Source organism: Massilia oculi (assembly GCF_003143515.1).
Lineage (GTDB): Bacteria > Pseudomonadota > Gammaproteobacteria > Burkholderiales > Burkholderiaceae_D > Telluria > Telluria oculi.
Map to the genome: position 1 here is coordinate 3189739 of NZ_CP029343.1, position 18525 is coordinate 3208263.

The window sequence follows — 18525 nt, forward strand, 5'->3', positions numbered from 1 at the left end:
CATACCCAGCAGGAGTAACACCATGGCATCAGTCAACAAGGTCATCATCGTCGGCAACCTCGGCCGCGATCCGGAAATCCGCTACATGCCGAGCGGCGACGCCATCGCGAACATCGCGGTCGCCACCTCGTACAAATCCAAGGACCGCAATACCGGCGAACAGAAAGAACTGACCGAGTGGCACCGCATCTCCTTCTTCGGCCGCCTGGCCGAGATCGTGGGCCAATACCTCAAGAAAGGTTCGTCGGTCTACGTCGAAGGCCGCCTGCAGACCCGCAAGTACACCGACAAGGACGGCATCGAGCGCTACGCCACCGACATCATCGCTGAAAACATGCAGATGCTGGGTGGCCGCCAGGGTATGGGCGGCGACAGCATGGGCGGCGGTATGGGCGGCGGCATGGACGACGACTACTCGGCCCCGCAGCGTCCGGCTCCGCGCCAGGCGCCACCGGCCCCGGCCGCGCGTCCGCAGCCGAAACCGGCGCCGAATTTCTCGGATATGGATGACGATATTCCGTTCTGATATTTCCGGTCTGAGCGGTACGACAAACCCTGTGAGTGCATCATTCGCAGGGTTTTTTTTATGGACGGCGATCTGGTCGTTAACCCAGTAACGGAACTCAGCTGCAGTTGATATTCAAGATATTCCCGTCCGGATCTGTTACCCACACGATCTTCATCTTCCCGGCATAGCGCACGCCTTGCTAGCGCCGGGCCGCCTTCAGGAACAATCCATGCGCCGGCGCGAAGTTCGCATGCAGCGGCAGGTAGGCCGCGCCGATGACCTTGGCCGTCATCCCGATCGTCCCCGCCATCACCAGCGGCCGCTCGGTGCCCTGCCAGCTGTAGCGCGTCATCTGCTCCTGCATCGCGGCGATCAGGCGTTCGAGCAGGGCGCGGCTGACGGCGCCGTCGACGATCACGCCATCCAGGTCGAGCAGGCAGGCCGCGCCGGTGACGCCGAAGGTGATCGCATTGGCGGCTTCCTCGATCCATCGCAGGGTCACCGCTTCCCACGGCCCGCTCAAGAGGCGTTCGTCGCCGAACGCCAGCGGCGCCAATCCCGCCTGGGCATGCATCTCTTCGAGCCGCACCAGCGAGGCCGCACCGAGCAGCTGCGGCGCCACGCCGCGTTCTGCAGTATCGGCCAGGCCCAGGGGCATCGAACCGATCGCGCCGGCGTTGCCGAACTGGCCGCTGTGCGGCTCGCCGTCGATCACCAGGCCGCCGCCGACCAGGGTGTCGACGAACACGTACAGATAGCTTTTCAGCGTGCGTCCGCGGCCGGCCACCAGTTCGGCCACGCAGGCCGCGATCGTGTCCTTGGCGAAGTCCACGCGCAATGGCGTCATGGCCTGCAGGCGGATGCGCACGTCGACCCGGCGCCAGGCTTCCGCCTCTTGCGGCAGCAGGCTTTCCAGGCCGTGCCAGGTGCCCAGCGTGAGCGGGGCGGCCAGGCCGATGCCGGTCAGGCGCGGCGCCAGTTCAGGGCCGAGGAAGTCGTCCACCTCGCGCAGCCTGGCGTCGATGGCGGCGAATACCTGCTCCACCTCGGGGCTGGCGTACGGCGTCGACGACTGCCAGCGCAGCGCGCCCGTGAAATCGAGCAGCACCACGTCCAGCGCGCGCCTGCCGATCTGGATGCCGATCGAGAACGCGCCTTCCGGATTCAGGGCGATCGGCTGCGACGGCTGGCCGACCTTGCCGCGCACGGCGTCGCGCTTGACCACCAGCTGCTCGTCCAGCAGGCGGTTGATGATCACCGAGGCCGTCTGGGTACTGAGCTTGGTCAGGCGCGCGACTTCGGCCTTGGGCAGGCTGCCATGGGTGCGGATCGCCTGCAGCACGACCCGCTCGTTGAACTCGCGCATGCCGACCTGGTTCGAGCCGACGGTGCGCAGCAGCGGCATGGTGGCGGGATCGAAGGCGGTAGGCGGTACGTTATCGGGCGGCATGGCGCGGGCGTTCAAGGGGCGGGACGGCTGGAAGCCGCCAGTATAAATCCATTCCCCGTAAATAAACCTGTGCGATTTATTTTTCCGGGCATGCGCGAATGCGAGGAAAAATAATGCGGTGACAACTGGTCGAACTTGGCGGTAGAATCGCGCCCAATCAAGTGAATGGTGCCTTCCTGCTCGTCTGCAGGGAGGTGAAACGGGAAGCCGGTGACGTGCGCGATAACCATCGAGCGCCAGTCCGGCGCAGCCCCCGCTGCTGTAAGCCTGACGACTCCGGTCGAACGCCACTGTGCCCCGCGCACGGGAAGGCAGGACCGGGGAAGGAAGACGGCGAGCCAGAAGACCGGCCATCCACGATGCATTCGTACGTCCCGGGGTGAGGGCGTGCCTGTTGGTTGTCCGCTGTTCCTTCTTTTGCTGCTCGTGCTGTCGCCAAGGCGGTCGTGCGCCCTCCTGGCGTGCGCGCAAGCGTCCCTGTTCATCGTGGAAGGATGGCGGCTGCCTGTTGTCATGCGCGCGTCTAGCGCGCTGCTAAAAGGTCGACGTTCAACATGAACACGCTTCTCCTTGTCCGCATCTGCGCCGTGCTGACGTTCCTGCTCGCCTGCATGCCGGGCTTCCAGCACGCCAGCGCCGCCACCCTGTTCGCCGTGGTCACCGAGCGCGCCGCGCCGGGCGCCATCGAGGCCGCCCACCGCCACCTGGCCAGCCATCCGCGCGACCGCATCCTGCTGCGCACCCCGGCCCAGCTGATGGCGGCGGGCGAGCGCGAAGTGGGACAGTGGATCGCCGGCGCCAACACCATCCTGGCGGTGTCGCTGTTCGGCGACCCGGCGCGCCGCATGAAGGATGCCTTGGCGCGCCATGCCAGGCCGGACACCGCCGTGCTGGCGCTGAATGGCGAGGCGACCCTGAACCTGATGACGCGCTCCCGCCACGGCAGCCTGGCCGGCTTCTCGCCCGAGCTGCTGCGCCAGCTGGCGGGCGAGGCCCCGCCGCCGGCCGCGCTGCAGGCGGCCGAGCTGGAGCCCGCCGCCCGCCACTGGCTGGCAGCGCGCCGCGTGTGGCAGGCGGGCGGCGTCGACAACACCACGGAGCTGATGCGGCACCTGCTTGCGCCAGGCACGGCCCTTGCCGATCCGCAGCCCGAGCCGACCCTGCGCCTGCGCGCGCGACAGCGCGAGCTGCAGGACGCCGCCGCCTGGGGCAATGCCTCGAAGCTCGGCCTGCAGGACCGGCCGACCGTGGTCGTGCTCGACCTGGCGAACATGGATGGCGTGGTGCCCGCCGCCTTGTGCCGCCGCATCGAGGAACTCGGCCAGCCCTGCGTGCAGCTGCTGACGCGCTGGGGCGGCGCCTCGCGCGAGGCGCTGGAGCGCCTGCCGCAGCTGGTGGCGCCGGCCAAGCCGGCCGCACTGGTGGTGCTGCAGGACTTCGTGGTCGGCGCCGCGGAGGGCCGGGCGGCAGTGGAGGAGGCTTTCAAGCGTCTGGACATCCCGGTGTTCAAGGCGATCCGCCTGTCGGACCGCACCGCGATGCAGTGGCAGCTGTCGCCCGACGGCCTGCCGCCCGACTCGGTACAGTACCGCGTAGCGCTGCCCGAGCTGCAGGGCATCGGCCAGCCGATGGTGGTGGCGGCCCTGGGCCAGGCCGAGCGCGACCGCCAGACCGGCATCGAGAACCGTCCTCCGGTGCTGCTGCCGGCCGAAGTCGACCGCCTGTCGGGGCGCGTGGCGCGCTGGCTGGCGCTGCGCGCCAAATCGAACGCCGACAAGAAGGTCGCGGTGGTCTACTACAACCATCCGCCGGGCCGCCAGAACATCGGCGCCGACAACCTCAACGTGCCGGACTCGCTGTTCGAGATGCTGCATGCCCTGAAGGCCGCCGGCTACACGGTCGGCGAGCTGCCGGCCTCGCCCGAGGCGCTGCTCGACATGATCATGGCGCGCGGCGTCAACCTGCCGGAAGACCGCGCCGCGCTGCGCGAGATGGCCGGTACCGTCAACGGCGTCACGGCCCAGGATTACGCGCGCTGGTTTGCGACCCTGTCGCCGCGGGTGCGGGGCGAGATGCAGGACGGCCTGCTGGGCCGCCTGCATGCCGACGTGCTGGCGGCCGAGAAGGCCGGCGAGCGCGCGCTGGGCCGCAAACAGGCCGAAACCGTGATCGAGGAGCTGCTGCACCTGGTCGAGGGCGTCGACCATCCGCAGCGCGTGCAGGCCACGCGCGACCTGCATGCGCTGGAAGAGGGTTATTTTTCCTGCCTGGACGACGTCAAGCCACGCCCCTGCCAGTCGCTTGCTCCCCTTTATCGGCGCCTGATCGGCTACGGCATCGAAGGCATGCGCGGCTGGGGGCCGGCGCCGGGCAAGGTGATGGTCGACGGTGGCAGGATGCTGGTGCCGGGACTGGTGTTCGGCAACGTCTTCATCGGCCCGCAGCCGCCGCGCGGCTGGGAAGTGGACGAGGAACTGCTGCACGCGAACACCAGCATCACGCCGCCGCACCAGTTCCTGGGCTTCTACCACTGGATCCGCGACCGCTTCAAGGCCGACGCCGTGGTGCACGTGGGCCGCCACTCGACCTACGAGTTCATGCCGGGCAAGGCCGTCGGCCTGTCGAGCGACGACTATCCGAGCCTCATCGCGAGCGACCTGCCGGGCATCTATCCGTATATCGTCGACGGCGTCGGCGAAGGCACGCAGGCCAAGCGCCGCGGCCTGGCCGTCATCGTCGACCACCTGACGCCGCCGCTGGCCACCACGCCGCTGTACGACGAGCTGCTGTCGCTGCGCCAGATCGTCGAAAGCTTCGAGGCCGCGTCGTCCGAATCGCTCAAGACCCAGGCCGCGCAGCTGATGCGCGAGCGGGTCGTGGCCCTGAACCTGCGCGCCGAACTGGAAGCGTCGATGTCCGACGTGCTCGAGGTGCGCGGCATCGGTTTCGATGCGGCCGACGACGACCTGCTGGCGCACGAGATCGGCCACTATCTGACCAAGCTGCAGGAGAAATTCATGCCCCACGGCCTGCACGTCTTCGGCAGGCCGTGGGACCGCGCGTCGCTCGACCTGATGCTCGACTCGATGAAGAAGAGCGGCATCGACGATCCCGACGTCGCCCATAAACTGCGCGACTCGCCGCGGCGCGAGATGGCGGCGCTGCTGGCCGGCCTGGATGGCCGCTACATCGAGCCGGGCAAGGGCAACGATCCACTGCGCTCGCCGGAGGCGCTGCCGACCGGCCGCAACTTCCACGCGGTCGACGGCGACATCCTGCCGACCCGCCTCGGGTTTGGGCTCGGCCGGCAGATGGCGGGCAAGGCCGCCGAGCGCGACAAAGTTGGCGAGGGCAGCGAAGGCATCATCCTGTGGGCCTCCGATGCCGTGCGCGACGAAGGCGTGATGGTCGGCTTCGCGCTGGCGATGATGGGCGCCGAGCCGGTGTGGAATGCGCGCGGCATCGTCACCGACGTGAAGCTCACGCCCGGCGCCGTGCGACGCGATGCGGTGGTCACCACTTCCGGCCTGTTCCGCGACCTGTACCCGAACCTGATCCGCCTGATCGACCGCGCCGGCCGGCTGGCGCTGGCGGCGTCGGCGCAGACGCTGGTCGATCAGGATCCGGGCTTGCGCGAAGCCCTGCAGGCGGCGCTGGCGCCGATCGAGGGCGCAGGGGATGGCAAGGACTGGGGCAGCGAGCCGGCCACGAACAACCGCGTGGCGCGCGAGTGGTTGACGCGCCAGCGCGCGCTGGCGGCGGGCGGCATGGCGGCCGGCGAAGCAGGGCGGGCCGCCGCGCTGCGCGTGTTCGGCGATGCGCCGGGCGCCTACGGCACTGGCGTGAACCGCCTTGCCGAGCGTTCGGGCGCCTGGCGCGAGCGCGAAGAGATCGGGCGCGCCTACCGCAACCGCATGGGCCATGCCTATGGCCTTGATGCCGAGGGCGCCTCCAGCCACCGCGCTTTCGACGTGGCGCTGGACGGCATCCACCGCACTTATCACGGCCGCGCCAGCAATCTGTATGGCCTGCTCGACAACAACGACGCCTTCGACTACCTGGGCGGCCTGTCGCTCGCGGTCGAGACGCGCACCGGGCGCGTGCCGGACGCGCTGATCCTGCAGCATGCGCAGCCGGGCCAGGCCGACGTCGAGCCGCTCGCCAGCGCCCTGCTGGGCGAGCTGCGCGGACGCTTCCTGAACCCGGCCTGGCTGCGCCCGCTGATGGACAACGGTTATTCCGGTGCGCGCACCATGGGCCAGGAATTCATCGAGAACCTGTGGGGCTGGCAGGTGACGCGGCCCGACCTGGTCAAGAACTGGGCCTGGGACGAAGTGAAAGCCGTCTACTTTGATGACCGGCACAAGCTCGGCCTGCCGGAATTCCTGGGCCAGCGTCACAACGCGCACGTCAAGGCGCACATGCTGGCGGTGTTCATGGTGGCGGCAGAAAAAGGATTCTGGAAGACCGATCCCGAAACCATCCGCCGCATGGGCGGAGAGCTCGCGCGTCTGGTCGCGGCCAACGGCCTGCCGGGCAGCGGCCACACGGCGCCCGATCACCCGATGTGGGGCTGGCTGGCGCCGCAGCTGGATGGCGCGGATGCGCAAAAGCTCGGTGTGACGCTTGCCAAGGCGCGCGGCGAGCTGCTGCCGGCAGTGGCCACATCCGTCCCTTCCGTCGCCGCCCCGGCGCAGCAGGCTGCAGCGCCCGACGCTGGTGAAGGGACCGAAGCTGCGCCGCCAGCGCCGGCGCCCGCGCCAATGCGCGTCTACGAACTGAAGCAGCAACCCGAACCCGCGCAGCCTGCCGCGCTGCGCATCGTGCAGGTGCTGGCCATCCTGGCCGCCTGCCTCGCCCTGTTCTCGCTCGGCCTGTGGCGCGGCCGGCACATCCCTCAACCTCTCAGGAGTCACCCATGATCGAAACCCTTTCCTACGCCTGGCTGCACGACGCCGTCAGCTGGCTGCTCGCGCCGTCCCTGGTGGCGCTGCTGGCCGGCTGCGCGATCGCGCTGGTCGAATCCGGCATCGCCGTCGGCGAACGCTTCCACGGCCTGGCCAGGCTGCGCGACAGCGGCGACGTCGAGGCGGTGCAGCGCATTGCCCGCCACCGCCTGGAACGCGCCGACCTGCTGGCGCGCATCCCGCCGATGCTGGGCCTGATGGCCACCATCATCCCGCTCGGACCAGGCCTGGCGGCGCTGGGCGAAGGCGATCCGGCCAAGCTGGCCAGCGCCGTGACCGTCGCCTTCGACGCCACTGTGCTGGGCCTGGTGGCGGGCATCGGCGGCCTGGTGATCGGCAAGCTGCGCCGCCGCTGGTATGAAGAGACGCTGGACGCCATGGAGCAGCCAGCATGAGTGGGCGCGGCAAGCTGCGGCTATACCGCCACCTCGACGCGCGCTTCGACCAGAGCGACGAAGATCCGCGCGCCAGCCTCGTCAACCTGGTCGACGTGATGCTGGTGTTCGCCTGCGGCCTGATCGCCGCCATCGCCGGCGCGCAAGGGGCCCTGAAAACCCCGCAGCCGGTGGAAAAGGGCCGCCAGATCGAGCGTCCCGCCAGCGGCGTGACCCAGGATGGCAGCGGCTACGATCGCGTCGGCGAAGTCTATCGCGATCCCGAGACCGGCCAGCTGGTGCTGATCGAACCGGTGCAAACCAAGAGCAAATAATGAACGCCATTTTCCAAGCCCGCCCGCTCGCTGCGGCCATCGCCCTGCTGTGCGCCGCCAGCGCCTTCGCACAAGACCTTCCCACAGTGACGATTCGCGGCGCGGCCGGTGACGAAGGCCTGGCGCTCGGCCGCCCGAACACCACCGGCAGCCGCCTGGACATCAGCGCGCTCGACCTGCCGGCCAGCGCCGAGAGCCTGAGCGCCGCCACCATCGCCGCCCGCGGCGACCTGCTGGTGAAAGATGCGGTGACCCGTAGCACCGGCCTGACCGACAGCAGCTCGCCCGGCAGCGGCATCAGCTATTCGGCGCGCGGCTTCAACGGCAACAACTCGATCGCGATCCTGGAGAATGGCCAGCGCCTGCTGGTCGGTTCCACCACCGCGACCTATCCGGCCGATCCCTGGGGCTACGAGACGATCGAGGTGCTGCGCGGTCCCGGTTCGGTGGTCCACGGCAGCGGCACCACCGGCGCCATCGTCAATGCCGTGCGCAAGGCGCCGCGGCGCGCATCTTCGCTCGAGATCCTCGGCGGCATCGGTGGCGGCGAGTCTGTGCGCGCCGGCATCGGCGCCACCGGCGCGCTGGGCGAGCAGGGCGCCTTCCGCGTCGACGCTTACGCCGGCCGCAGCGACGGCTTCATCGACCGCGGCGAGTCCCGCCACGGCAAGATCCTGACCAGCATGACGACGATCCTCGCGCCCGGCGTGACCCTGTACGCCCAGCTCGATCATGCCGAGCAGGAGCCGATCCGCTACTTCGGCACGCCGCTGGTGAACGGCGGCCTGGCCGAATGGCTGCGCGACGAGAACTACAATGCCGGCGACGCCGTGCTGCGTTTCGTCGACGACAAGGCCGTCGCGCGCCTGAACTGGCAAGTGGCGCCGAACCTGGAAATCAGCAACGAACTGGCCTACTTCACCTCGCGCCGCGACTGGCGCAATATCGAGTCGTATGCCTACGACCCGGTGCGCGACGTGGTGGACCGCAGCGACTACATCGGCATCCGCCACGACCAGGAGCAGACGGCAAACCGCCTGGAGGCGCGCTGGAAGACCGGCGCCAACCAGGTGGTGGCGGGCTGGGAAGCGTCGACCATCAACTTCAAGCACACCAATAACTCGCCCTATGGCGGCGCATCGACGGTGGCGCCAAGCGGCTTCGACCCGGGGAGCTTCCGGGACACCCCGGACCCGTTCCGCCCGAACTTCGCGACCGACACCACTACCCATGCTTTCTACCTGGAGGATGCCTGGCGCGTGGACGAGCGCCTGCTCCTGACGGCGGGCGCACGCCATGACCGCTACACGATCGACCGCCGCAACCTGCTGGCCGACAGCGGCCATTTTCAGACCGTCCTGCGCGCCAACTCGGTCCGCGTCGGCGCGAGCTGGAGGCTGGCGCCGGACACCTCGCTCTACGGCCAGGTCAGCACCGGCAGCGATCCGGTGACGAGCCTCCTGTCGATGACCCTGGCCAACAGCAGGTTCAAGCTGACCGGCGCGCGCCAGGTCGAGGCGGGCGTCAAGCAGATGCTGGCCGGCGGCCGCGCCGCGTGGACGGCGGCGCTGTACCGGATCAGGAAGGACGACATCATCACGCGCGATCCGGACAATCCGGCGCTGTCGGTGCAGGGCGGCTCGCAGACCTCGCAGGGCGCGGAAGTGAGCGCCAGCGTGAACCTGGCCCCCGGCTGGCGCATGGATGCCAACGTGGCCTATACCGATGCCGAGTTCGACGAGCTGGTGGAAGCGGGCAACGTCTCGCGCGCCGGCAATCGCCCGGCCGACGTGCCGAAGGTCTCCTCGAACCTGTGGCTGACGCACCGCGCCGGCGACTGGCGCACGGGCGCCGGCCTGCGCTACGTGGGCGAACGCTTCATCAGCAATGCCAACACCCAGGCCTTGCCGGGCTACACCACGCTGGACGCCTCGATCGGTTGGTCCTTGAATCGCAACGTGCAGCTGCAGCTCAACCTGCGCAACCTGACCGACAGGCTGTATGCGATCACCTCGTATGGTTCGTCGCAATACCTGCTGGGCGACGAGCGTCATGCAGAGCTGACCGTCCACTGGCGTTACTAAGAGTCTATCCCGGTAGGTGGGAGTCGCTCCTGGCGCGTCTGGCAAGCGTGCGCTGCGTTGCTCGTCGTTGCATGGCTAGCCATGCGGCCTCCTCGCGCCTTGCTCACGCCCGCCATGCATCGCCATGAGCTTCCCCCCACCTACCGGGATAGACTCTAAGTGAGTTCCTGGAAGCGTCAGCTCTACTGGTGGCACCGCTGGCTGGGCATCGCAATCGGCCTCCTGGTGCTGCTGTGGTTCGGTTCCGGCATCGTCATGATGTACGTGCCGTATCCGGAGCTGACGGAAGGCGAGCGCATGGGCTGGCTGGCGCCGCTCGATCCGGACCGTGTGCAGGTGAGCGCCGCCGAAGCATGGACAGGCAGCGCTGCACCGGATGCGGTGCGCCTGAATACCGTGGCGGGCCGCCCCGCGTGGCACTTCCAGCACGAACGCAGCTGGCACTCGGTATGGGCCGACAGCGGCGCGCCGCTGGAAGTGAACTACCTGATCGTCTCGAGCAGCGCGCGCAGCGCGGCCCCCGATGCCCGTTCGCTGGCAGTCGACAGGATCGAACTGGACCAATGGACCTTCGGCGCCGTGCGCGCGCACCGGCCCCTGTACCGCGTTGCCGCCGACGATGATGCCGGCAGTGTCCTGTACGTGTCCGGTCGCACCGGGGAGCTGGTGCGCGACACGACCCGCAGCGAGCGCGCCTGGAACTGGGTCGGCTCCGTCATCCATTGGGTGTACGTGACGCCGCTGCGCAAGCACGACGAGGGCTGGCGCCAGGCCGTGATGTGGACGTCCGGCGTGGCCATGGTGCTGGCCGTGACGGGCATGGTGATCAGCATCATGCGCCTGCGTGTGCGGCGCCGTTACGCGGGAGGTCGGATGTCGCCCTATACGGGCTGGCAGGCCTGGCACCACTGGCTGGGTCTCGGTATCGGAGCGCTGGTCATCAGCTGGCTGTTCAGCGGCTGGTTGTCGGTCGGTCCGTTCGGCTTTCCGTCAGGCGTCGGCGTTACCGCGCACGACCGGCAGGCATTCGCCGGCGGGGCGCTTGACAGCCACGACCTGGCGCAGGATGCGGCCGCGCTGCTGCGCGCGCATCCCGGCACCCTGGAACTGGAATGGCGCCGCGTGGGCGGCAAGCTGTATCTGAGTGCCCTCGGCCGCCAGGGACGCAAGCTGGTCGATACGCGCGACAGCGCCGCCGTGCCTGGCGTGCCGAGGGACACCCTGCTGCTTGCCGCGCAAGCGATCCGCCCCGGGGCGCCGATGCAGGCGGAACTGCTCACCGGACCGGACGATTATTACTACAGCCATCATCGCCAAGCAGCCTTTCCGGTCTTGCGCGCGCGCTTCGACCTGCCTGAAGCGCCAGTGTTCTACATCGATCCAGCGCAGGGCCGCCTGGCCGGCTATGTCGACCGCGACAAGCGCTGGGACCGCTGGCTGTTCAACGGCCTGCACCAGCTCGACTTCGCCTTCCTGCGCACCAGGCCGTTGTGGGACGTGGTCGTGATCGTCCTGTGCGTGCTGGGCTTTGCGCTGACCTTCAGCGGCCTGGTGCTGGGCTGGCGGCGCTTGTGCAAGCCAGGATAAGATGTTTGCGGAGGCGAGATCTTTTTGCTCAAACCTGATACACTCTCCTTAACAACTAATCCGTGACGCCGGTGTGGCATGACCATCTGGGGCGCGGGGGAAGAAGCCGGCGCAAGCCGGTTTTTTCATTTCTACGGAGCGAAAATGGCAGAAGTACAGGTCATAGCCACCGCGCCGTTGCGCACCCGCATCTATATCGATGGCTACAATCTTTATTATGGCTGCCTGAAGAGTACGCCATATAAGTGGCTGGATCTGATGACGCTTTTTGAGCAACATATCCTTCCCTCCAGTGCGCCGGTTGAGAGTGCGCTATTACCTCTGAGCATCAAGTTTTTCACCGCCAAAATATTGGAAAAGGCTGCCAAAGCGCTCGACTCGGTGTCGTGACAAGCGCGATACCATACGGCGCTGCGTAAACTTTATAGCGAAAAGATTGAACTAATTGAAGGCTACTACTCGTTGATTGAGTCGAAAGCCAGGCTTGTGAATCCGGCCGCCCCGGAAACATGGCCACGCGATTGCCAGGAAACGCTCGTATGGAAGCTTGAAGAAAAACAGTCTGACGTTAATCTCGCGCTGCAGGCTTACCACGATGCGATAACGGGTGAGGTCGATCAGGTTGTGATCGTAACAAACGATACCGATATTGCTCCCGCATTGAATTTGATCCGTGCCCATACGAGGGTAAAGATAGGACTTGTGGTCCCATCCCGGAGTCAGCAACGCATTCCCAACAGCGAGCTGGCTGAACTCGCACACTGGGTACGCACGCATATCACTCTAGAAGAATTAGCCAAATCCCAATTGCCTCGGGTGATTGCTGGGCGCAAGCCCACAATGAAACCGGAGTCATGGTATGCGCGACCGGATTTGCTTGAACAGGTGGTCGCACTGGCGCTTCCTGTGACAGGGAGTCGTGGCAAGGCATTCAAATGGATGGGAGAACCGAATGCGCACTTGGGCGGGCGGACACCGATCGAACTCGTCGAGACGGACGAGGGGGCCCAGCAAGTTATTGCCTACATCGAGCGTTATCGGCAACACGCTGCTGGAACGGCATAGTCTTCCGGCACCGGTGATTCCAAGGTTGGTCATGTTTTCTGAATGCCTGGCAAGACAGCTTGACGAGCTGCGGCACAGGCATTCAGCCATTTAACGGCTTTCGCTGGTTCGCCCCAATCCAGTTGCCGCCCAGTAGATCCCGCCCAGCAGGTGGCCCAGGTATTGCGGGTCGCGGTACATCTCGCCGTTGTGCCCGAGCGTGGTGACGAACACGCGGCCCTTCTCGTACTGGTGGTTCCAGGCGATGGGATGGTCCTTGCCCATGCCCTTCACCGTCTGGCCCGGCCAGATCAGGGTCGGGTCGTAGCTCGATTCGTCCACGTTCAGCACCGGATTGATCGTCACGTTGTAGGGATTGGTGAACGTGTAGAACTCGTCGCTCCAGACCCAGCGCTCGGGCAGGCCGAAGGTGGCGGGGAAGCGCTTGTCGACGACGGTCACCACCCCTGTCTGCAGCTTCGGATGCAGCCCCACCGTGCGGCCCACCATCTTCTCGAACCAGACCCAGTCGTTCGGCTTGGCGATCGCCGCACGGTGCACCACGACGGCATTGCCGCCGCCGCGCATATAGTCCTCGAAATTGGCGCGCTGCGCCGGGTTGAGCTCCTCGCCCGGCGTGTTCAGGAACATCACCGCCGCATACTGTTTCAGGTCGCCTTCGAACACTTGCGTCTTGGCGGTGTAGGTGAGCGCGAACGAATGCAGCTTGGCCAGGCGCTCCAGGTTGTCGCGCGCGATCGGGATGTATTCGTAGTGGTATTTGCCGGGCGTGGCCAGGACCAGCAGCTTGAACTGGTCTTCGGCCAGGCTGTCCGGTACGGCGATCGCCATCATGGCCAGGCCTGCGGCGAGGGATGTCATTGGTTTCATCGAGTCTCCTTGTCTGTTCTTATGGTGCGGGCACGCCTTCGGGCCGGCGTCCGGCGCGCGGCACCAGCCAGCCGCCGTCAAGCAGCCAGTCGGCCAGCCGGTCCGGCCAGTGCTGCAGCGAGACGCGCTCGCCGCGCTGACCCATGTTAAAGGCGTGGTCGGTGTCGGCATACAGGTGCAGTTCGGCCGAGACGCCGGCCGCCACCAGCTGCTGGTACAGGGCGATCGTGGGCGGCATGCAGCAGGCGTCGCGCGAACCGGCGACCAGGAAGGCTGGCGGGGCGTTGTTCGCATCGCTGGCCGGGCTGCCGAGCGGTCCAGGATAGACCAGCACCTGAAAGTCGGGCCGGGCCGACTGGCGGTCCAGCGCATCGCCGCCAGACGCGAGTGCCGGCGCCGGATGATTGGCCACCAGCGCCGCCAGTTCGCCGCCGGCCGAAAATCCCATCACGCCGATGCGTTCGGGATCGACGCCGTAGCGCGCCGCATTGGCGCGCACCCAGCGTACCGCGCGCCGCAGGTCGCCGGCGGCATCGCCCTCGATGCTGTAGCCCGAGTTTCCATCGCGCGCCAGCCGGTACTTGAGCACGAAGGCGGTGACGCCGATCCGGTTCAGGGTCTTCGCCGCCACCATGCCCTCGTTCTGGAACACCAGCATGCGGTGCCCGCCACCGGGGACCACGATCACGGCGGCGCCGTTGGCATGGCGGCGGTCGGCCTGCGCCACCGTCAGCGACGGCGCGTGCACATTGCTGAAGTAGACGCCGTCCTTGACCGTTTCGGGTTCGTGCCGGCGGCCCTGGGAGCCGGGCGCGCCGTCGGGCCAGAGCTCGATAACAGGCGGGGCCGGGGGCTGCTGCGCGATGGCGCTGCCGGACACCAGCAGCGCCGCGCACAGGATGCGGATCGCGCGCATCAATCCTTGATCCGGGTCGAGTACAGCGAGTGATGGGTCAGGATGAACAGCGTGCGTTTATCAAGACCGCCGAAGATCAGCTGCAGCGGGCGTTCCGGGACGTCGATACGGCCCTTCTGCTTGCCGTCCTTGCCATAGACGAAGACCTGTCCATTGGCCACATAGACGTCGCCGTTCGGGCCGACGGCTGCGCTCTCGCCGCCGCGGTTGGCCAGCGGCTTGAGGTCGGTGATGCCGCCGCCAGCGTTGACGGTGCCGCTGAAGGTGCGGTTCTCGGAGCCGTTGGTGAACACCACGCGCTGGCCCACCGGCGCGGTGACGAAGCCGAAGGCCTGCAGCGAATCGGCCCAGCGCCAGCCCAGGTGGTCCGCCGCGCCCTGGCGCAGCACGCGGTAGGCGGGCAGCACCAGGCTGCCGTCGGGCGACACGTATTCTTCCTTCTTCGGCAGGGCGACGTCGCGTGCGAACATCTCGGCCAGGGTCGTGAATTCGAAGGTATCGTAGTTCAGCTGGTCCTTGAATTCGCCGTTCTGCCAGAAGTTGACGGGCACCGCGACCCGCGCGCCCTGGCGAGGCGCGACCGGGGTCGGCTTGATCATCGTGATCTCCGTTCCCGGCGTGCCAGGCTTGAACGAATAGACGCTGGCCTGCGGGCCGTAGTTCGAGATCACCATCAGGTTGCCGCTATTGTCGATGGCCAGGTTGACCGGATCGAGCGGGGCATCGCGCACCACGACCAGCCCCTCGTCCCGCGTATAGCTGTAGATGCGCTTCCAGTGGCGGTCGACGAAGTACAGCTTGCCCTTGGGATCGACGGTGGCGCCGGCGATCGAATAGAAACCGCCTTCCAGCTTGTCGACCTTGCCCAGCGGGGCGGGCGCCTTGCGCTGCTTGCCGGTGTAGTCGAACACGGCGAACTCGCGCTCGCGCACCTCGAGCTTGTTGGAGACGTCGCGGATCGCGTTCTCGTAGGCGAACTTGCTGGCGCGCAGATAGGTGGTGCAGCCATTGTCGTCGCAGGTGGCGAAGCCGCTCTCGCCATTCACGTGCACGTTGCGAAAGCGGATGTCGCTGGAATTGGTGATCAGGATCGCCGCCGGCATCGGTTTATACGAACGCGTCACGCGGTAGCCGTGATAGTTCGCGAACAGCAGGTTCTTTGAATTGCGGATCTCCAGCGACACCGCATCGGCGCCGTCGCGGATTTCTTCCTCGGTCTGCGGCGCCAGGAATTCCCAGTTCTCGACGTTGTCCAACACGATCTCGGCGCGGATATGGTGCTCGGCCGACAGTTCGTAGACCTTGCCCGGCGTTGTGGTGTTGGTCACGTAGAAGCCGGCCTGGGCATAGCCGCTGGGCGACCAGATGCCGGAGAAGGTGCCGCCGCCGCCATCGGTCACCCACACGCTCGGATACTGACGGTCCCAGTGCGCGGTGGTGTCGAATTTTGCATCCTTCTGGTAGGGGTCGGCGCGGCGGCCGTCGTACAGGCGGGTGCCATGGCCGCCCTGGATGCGCACGTCGTCCACCAGCGAGTGTTCACCGGCACGCCACAGCAGCGCCACCGCGCGGTTGTTGATCTCGCCGGTCGCGAGGCCGATGCCGGACACGATGCCTTCGCCGCCGCGCGCGCTCTCGAGCAGCGCCTTGGGACTGTCGACGCCCTGGAACTTGGGCGAGCCGTTCGGCAGCAGGAGCTGGGTCAGGCCCGGGTGCAGGGCGATGATCACGGTGTCCGGCCGCATGCGGATGGTGTCGTTGACGACATAGAAGCCCAGCGGCAGGTAGACCACGCGGTTGCTGTCGATCGCCTTCTGGATCGCCGCCGTGTCGTCGGTCTTGCCGTCGCCTTTCGCGCCGTAGGTGTGCACATTGGCCCACTCCTTCGACGCCGGCAGCGGGCGCAGGGCGCGGACGGGCGCCTTCAAGGGCGACGGCAGCGCCGCCGTCTTGTAGTTGGTCGAGAACGACCCCGGTTCGCCCATCTGCTTGATGAACAGGCCGTAGTTGAATTCGCTGACGGCGTAGTCGCGGCCCTTGCCGGCCAGTGTCTTGCCGCTGTCGCGAAAGCGGACGAACGTCGGCACATTGCGCGCGATGGCATTTTCCATGCCGACCTGGGTATAGACATTGTCTTCGTTGCTGACGATGAGCGCGGCCTTGCTGACGTTCTCGAAGCGCACGTCCTTGCCCCACAGCCAGTCGCCATAACCGCGGTTGATCTCGACGCCGACCGGGGTGTCCTTGATTTCCGTGTTGATCATCGTGAGGCTGGCCTCATGCTCGCGGATCGCGGCGTCGCGCTGGCCCTCGAACGTCGAATCCATCAGCGTGAATTGCCATGCCGGCGAGGTCTTTTCGCTCAGGATGCCGTAGCGGCCGCCGTAGAAGCGCAGGTTGTAGGCCACGTTGCCGACCTGGTAGACGCCGGCCAGGCCAGACCCAAGATGGAAGTCGATGTGGCTCAGGTTCGAGTGCTGGGCCGTGTGCATGCGCACCGCGGCGGCGGCCGGGTTGCCGTCCTTGATCTCGAAGTCGACGTTGGACAGCGCCGAGTAGAAGGTCGAGGAGTTGGCGTTTCGGACCGCCTTGCCTTCCTCGGCGCTGAACGGTACCGCGCTCGGTACCGGCATCGGTACCTTGCCGACGCTGTACTGGTCGCCGCCGGTGAAGATGACCATATTGGCCACGCCCTTCTGGTACCCAGGCGTGTTCTCGGCCAGCACGAACACGGGCCGGGTCGGGCCGACGCCATACAGGCGCACGGCCAGCGGGATCAGCAGCGAGCGCGTGATGCGATAGCGTCCCGACGGCAGGAACACGATGCCGCCCTGGCCCTTGTTGGCGGCCGAATCCAGCGCCTGCTGGATCGCGGCCGTGTCGTCGGCCTTGCCGTCGCCTTTCGCGCGCACCACGACGGCGCGCGGGTCTTCGGGCATGGTCTGGTAGGCGGAGATGGATGCGGCGTTCGCGGCGCCCGCCAGCAGGAGCGACAGCGCGAGCGCGCGCGGAAGTACGGAAAGTGTTGTCATCATCGATCTTTTCCTCAGCTATTCAACAACAGCGACAGAAGCATCACGAAAAGCAGGCCGAACACGCCCACCAGGGTCTCCATCAGGGTCCAGGAGCGGAAGGTATCCTTCAGGGACAAGCCAAAATATTCCTTGAACATCCAGAAGCCGGAGTCGTTGACGTGGCTGCACATCAGGCTTCCCGCGCCGATGGCCAGCACCATCAGGTTCGGGTCGACGCCCGAGCTGTGCACCAGCGGCGCCACGATGCCGCCGGCCGTCACGCCGGCCACCGTGGCCGATCCCAGGCAGATGCGGATCACCGTCGCCACAAGCCACCCCAGTACCAACGGCGGCACCGGAAGACTGGACAACAGCGCGCCGAGATCGGCGCTGACGCCCGATTCCACCAGCACCTGCTTCAGTGCGCCGGCGCCGGCGATGATCAACAGGATCGGTGCGATCTCGCGCATCGCCTCCGCCGGGCCCTGCATCACGACGGAGAAGCGCCGCCCCTGCGCCAGTCCCAGCGTCCAGATCGCGACCACGTAGGACACCAGCATCACCACCAGCGGATTGGCCAGGAAGGAAACGGCGCCGTTCAGGTCGGGCCGCGCCATCATCAGCACTGTTGTCGCCACCAGCAGCAGCACCGGCAGCAGCGCGGTGGCGAAGCTGTTGAAGATGCCCGGTAGCTCGCCCTCCTGCAGCGCGCGACCGTCCTGGAACATGGCCGCCGGTTGCGCTTCGATGCGGCGCAGCGACATCGCGAACACGGGCCCGGCGATGATCAGCGTCGGCACCGCCACCACGATCCCGTACAGCAAGGTGGTGCCCATGTCGGCGTGGATTGCCGAGACGAGCGCCACCGGCGAAGGATGCGGCGGCAGGAAGCCGTGCGCGATCGACAGCCCGGCCAGCAGCGGGATCGCGAGCGCCACCGCCGGCCGCCCCGAGCTGACCACCAGCGAGAAGATCAGCGGCACCAGCAGCACGAAGCCGACGTTGTAGTACAGCGGGATGCCGACCACGAAGCCGGTGACGGTCAGCGCCACCGGGATCCGCGACGGCCCGAGTGCGTCGACCAGGCAGGTGGCGATGCGGCGCGCGGCCCCGCTGTCGGCGATCAGCTTGCCGAACACGGCGCCCAGGCAGATGATCACCACCAGGGAGCCGAGCAGGTCGCCGATGCCCTTCTCGATCGCACCCGGGATCTTCGACGGCGGCACCCCGAGCAGCAGGGCCGCCGCGATCGATGCCGCCACGAAGGCCAGCAGGGGCTGCACCTTGCCCCATGCGATCAACAGCGTCAGCAGGCCGACCGCGAGCAGCACGGAGACGATATTCCACACGGTGGA

The 18525-nt window shown here is 67.1% G+C and carries 13 protein-coding genes and 1 riboswitch; of the genes, 8 read left to right on the forward strand and 5 right to left on the reverse strand.

Annotation, left to right across the window (positions count from 1 at the left end):
* Positions 1-22 precede the first annotated feature (22 nt).
* Positions 23-526: a single-stranded DNA-binding protein gene (gene ssb, locus DIR46_RS14600; protein ID WP_109345880.1), complete on the forward strand. Its 504-nt coding sequence runs from the start codon at positions 23-25 to the stop codon at positions 524-526.
* 181 nt (positions 527-707) lie between these two features.
* Here the strand turns inward: ssb and DIR46_RS14605 are convergent, their stop codons facing one another.
* Positions 708-1958, reverse strand: coding sequence for an ROK family transcriptional regulator (locus DIR46_RS14605; RefSeq protein WP_109348034.1), 1251 nt, complete (start codon positions 1956-1958; stop codon positions 708-710).
* Positions 1959-2107: 149 nt separating this feature from the next.
* Positions 2108-2327: riboswitch (cobalamin riboswitch) on the forward strand.
* 185 nt (positions 2328-2512) lie between these two features.
* Between DIR46_RS14605 and DIR46_RS14610 the strand changes: the two genes are divergently transcribed.
* The 7 genes from DIR46_RS14610 (at position 2513) to DIR46_RS14635 (ending at position 12370) form a co-directional block, all read left to right on the forward strand.
* Entirely contained in the window at positions 2513-6880 is a 4368-nt protein-coding gene (locus DIR46_RS14610; protein WP_109345881.1) for a cobaltochelatase subunit CobN, read from the forward strand.
* Positions 6877-7320, forward strand: coding sequence for a MotA/TolQ/ExbB proton channel family protein (locus DIR46_RS14615; protein WP_109345882.1), 444 nt, complete (start codon positions 6877-6879; stop codon positions 7318-7320). Before DIR46_RS14610 ends, DIR46_RS14615 begins: the two co-directional genes overlap by 4 nt.
* Positions 7317-7634: a hypothetical protein gene (locus tag DIR46_RS14620; protein ID WP_109345883.1), complete on the forward strand. Its 318-nt coding sequence runs from the start codon at positions 7317-7319 to the stop codon at positions 7632-7634. Before DIR46_RS14615 ends, DIR46_RS14620 begins: the two co-directional genes overlap by 4 nt.
* Entirely contained in the window at positions 7634-9718 is a 2085-nt protein-coding gene (locus tag DIR46_RS14625) for a TonB-dependent receptor (RefSeq protein WP_109345884.1), read from the forward strand. Before DIR46_RS14620 ends, DIR46_RS14625 begins: the two co-directional genes overlap by 1 nt.
* A 159-nt stretch (positions 9719-9877) precedes the next feature.
* Positions 9878-11305 carry a PepSY domain-containing protein gene (locus DIR46_RS14630; protein ID WP_109345885.1) on the forward strand — a complete coding sequence of 476 codons (1428 nt, stop codon included), beginning with the start codon at positions 9878-9880 and terminating at the stop codon, positions 11303-11305.
* Between the two features lie 78 nt (positions 11306-11383).
* Positions 11384-11695 carry an NYN domain-containing protein gene (locus DIR46_RS27635; protein ID WP_282433150.1) on the forward strand — a complete coding sequence of 104 codons (312 nt, stop codon included), beginning with the start codon at positions 11384-11386 and terminating at the stop codon, positions 11693-11695.
* A 72-nt stretch (positions 11696-11767) separates the two neighbouring features.
* Positions 11768-12370: an antitoxin Xre/MbcA/ParS toxin-binding domain-containing protein gene (locus DIR46_RS14635; protein ID WP_282433151.1), complete on the forward strand. Its 603-nt coding sequence runs from the start codon at positions 11768-11770 to the stop codon at positions 12368-12370.
* A gap of 90 nt (positions 12371-12460) precedes the next feature.
* Here the strand turns inward: DIR46_RS14635 and DIR46_RS14640 are convergent, their stop codons facing one another.
* The 4 genes from DIR46_RS14640 to DIR46_RS14655 are packed head-to-tail and all read right to left on the reverse strand — an operon-like array spanning position 12461 to position 18519.
* The gene (locus DIR46_RS14640) at positions 12461-13240 is read right to left on the reverse strand and encodes a ThuA domain-containing protein (protein WP_229446261.1); all 780 of its coding nucleotides are present in this window, start codon (positions 13238-13240) and stop codon (positions 12461-12463) included.
* A 19-nt stretch (positions 13241-13259) separates the two neighbouring features.
* On the reverse strand, positions 13260-14156 hold the full coding sequence (locus tag DIR46_RS14645) for an alpha/beta hydrolase (protein WP_109345887.1): 897 nt from the start codon (positions 14154-14156) through the stop codon (positions 13260-13262).
* Positions 14156-17191 carry a glycosyl hydrolase family 28-related protein gene (locus DIR46_RS14650; protein ID WP_205288981.1) on the reverse strand — a complete coding sequence of 1012 codons (3036 nt, stop codon included), beginning with the start codon at positions 17189-17191 and terminating at the stop codon, positions 14156-14158. The genes DIR46_RS14645 and DIR46_RS14650 overlap by 1 nt, the downstream gene beginning before the upstream one ends.
* Before the next feature lie 11 nt (positions 17192-17202).
* Positions 17203-18519, reverse strand: coding sequence for a gluconate:H+ symporter (locus DIR46_RS14655; RefSeq protein ID WP_109345888.1), 1317 nt, complete (start codon positions 18517-18519; stop codon positions 17203-17205).
* Positions 18520-18525: the final 6 nt, after the last annotated feature.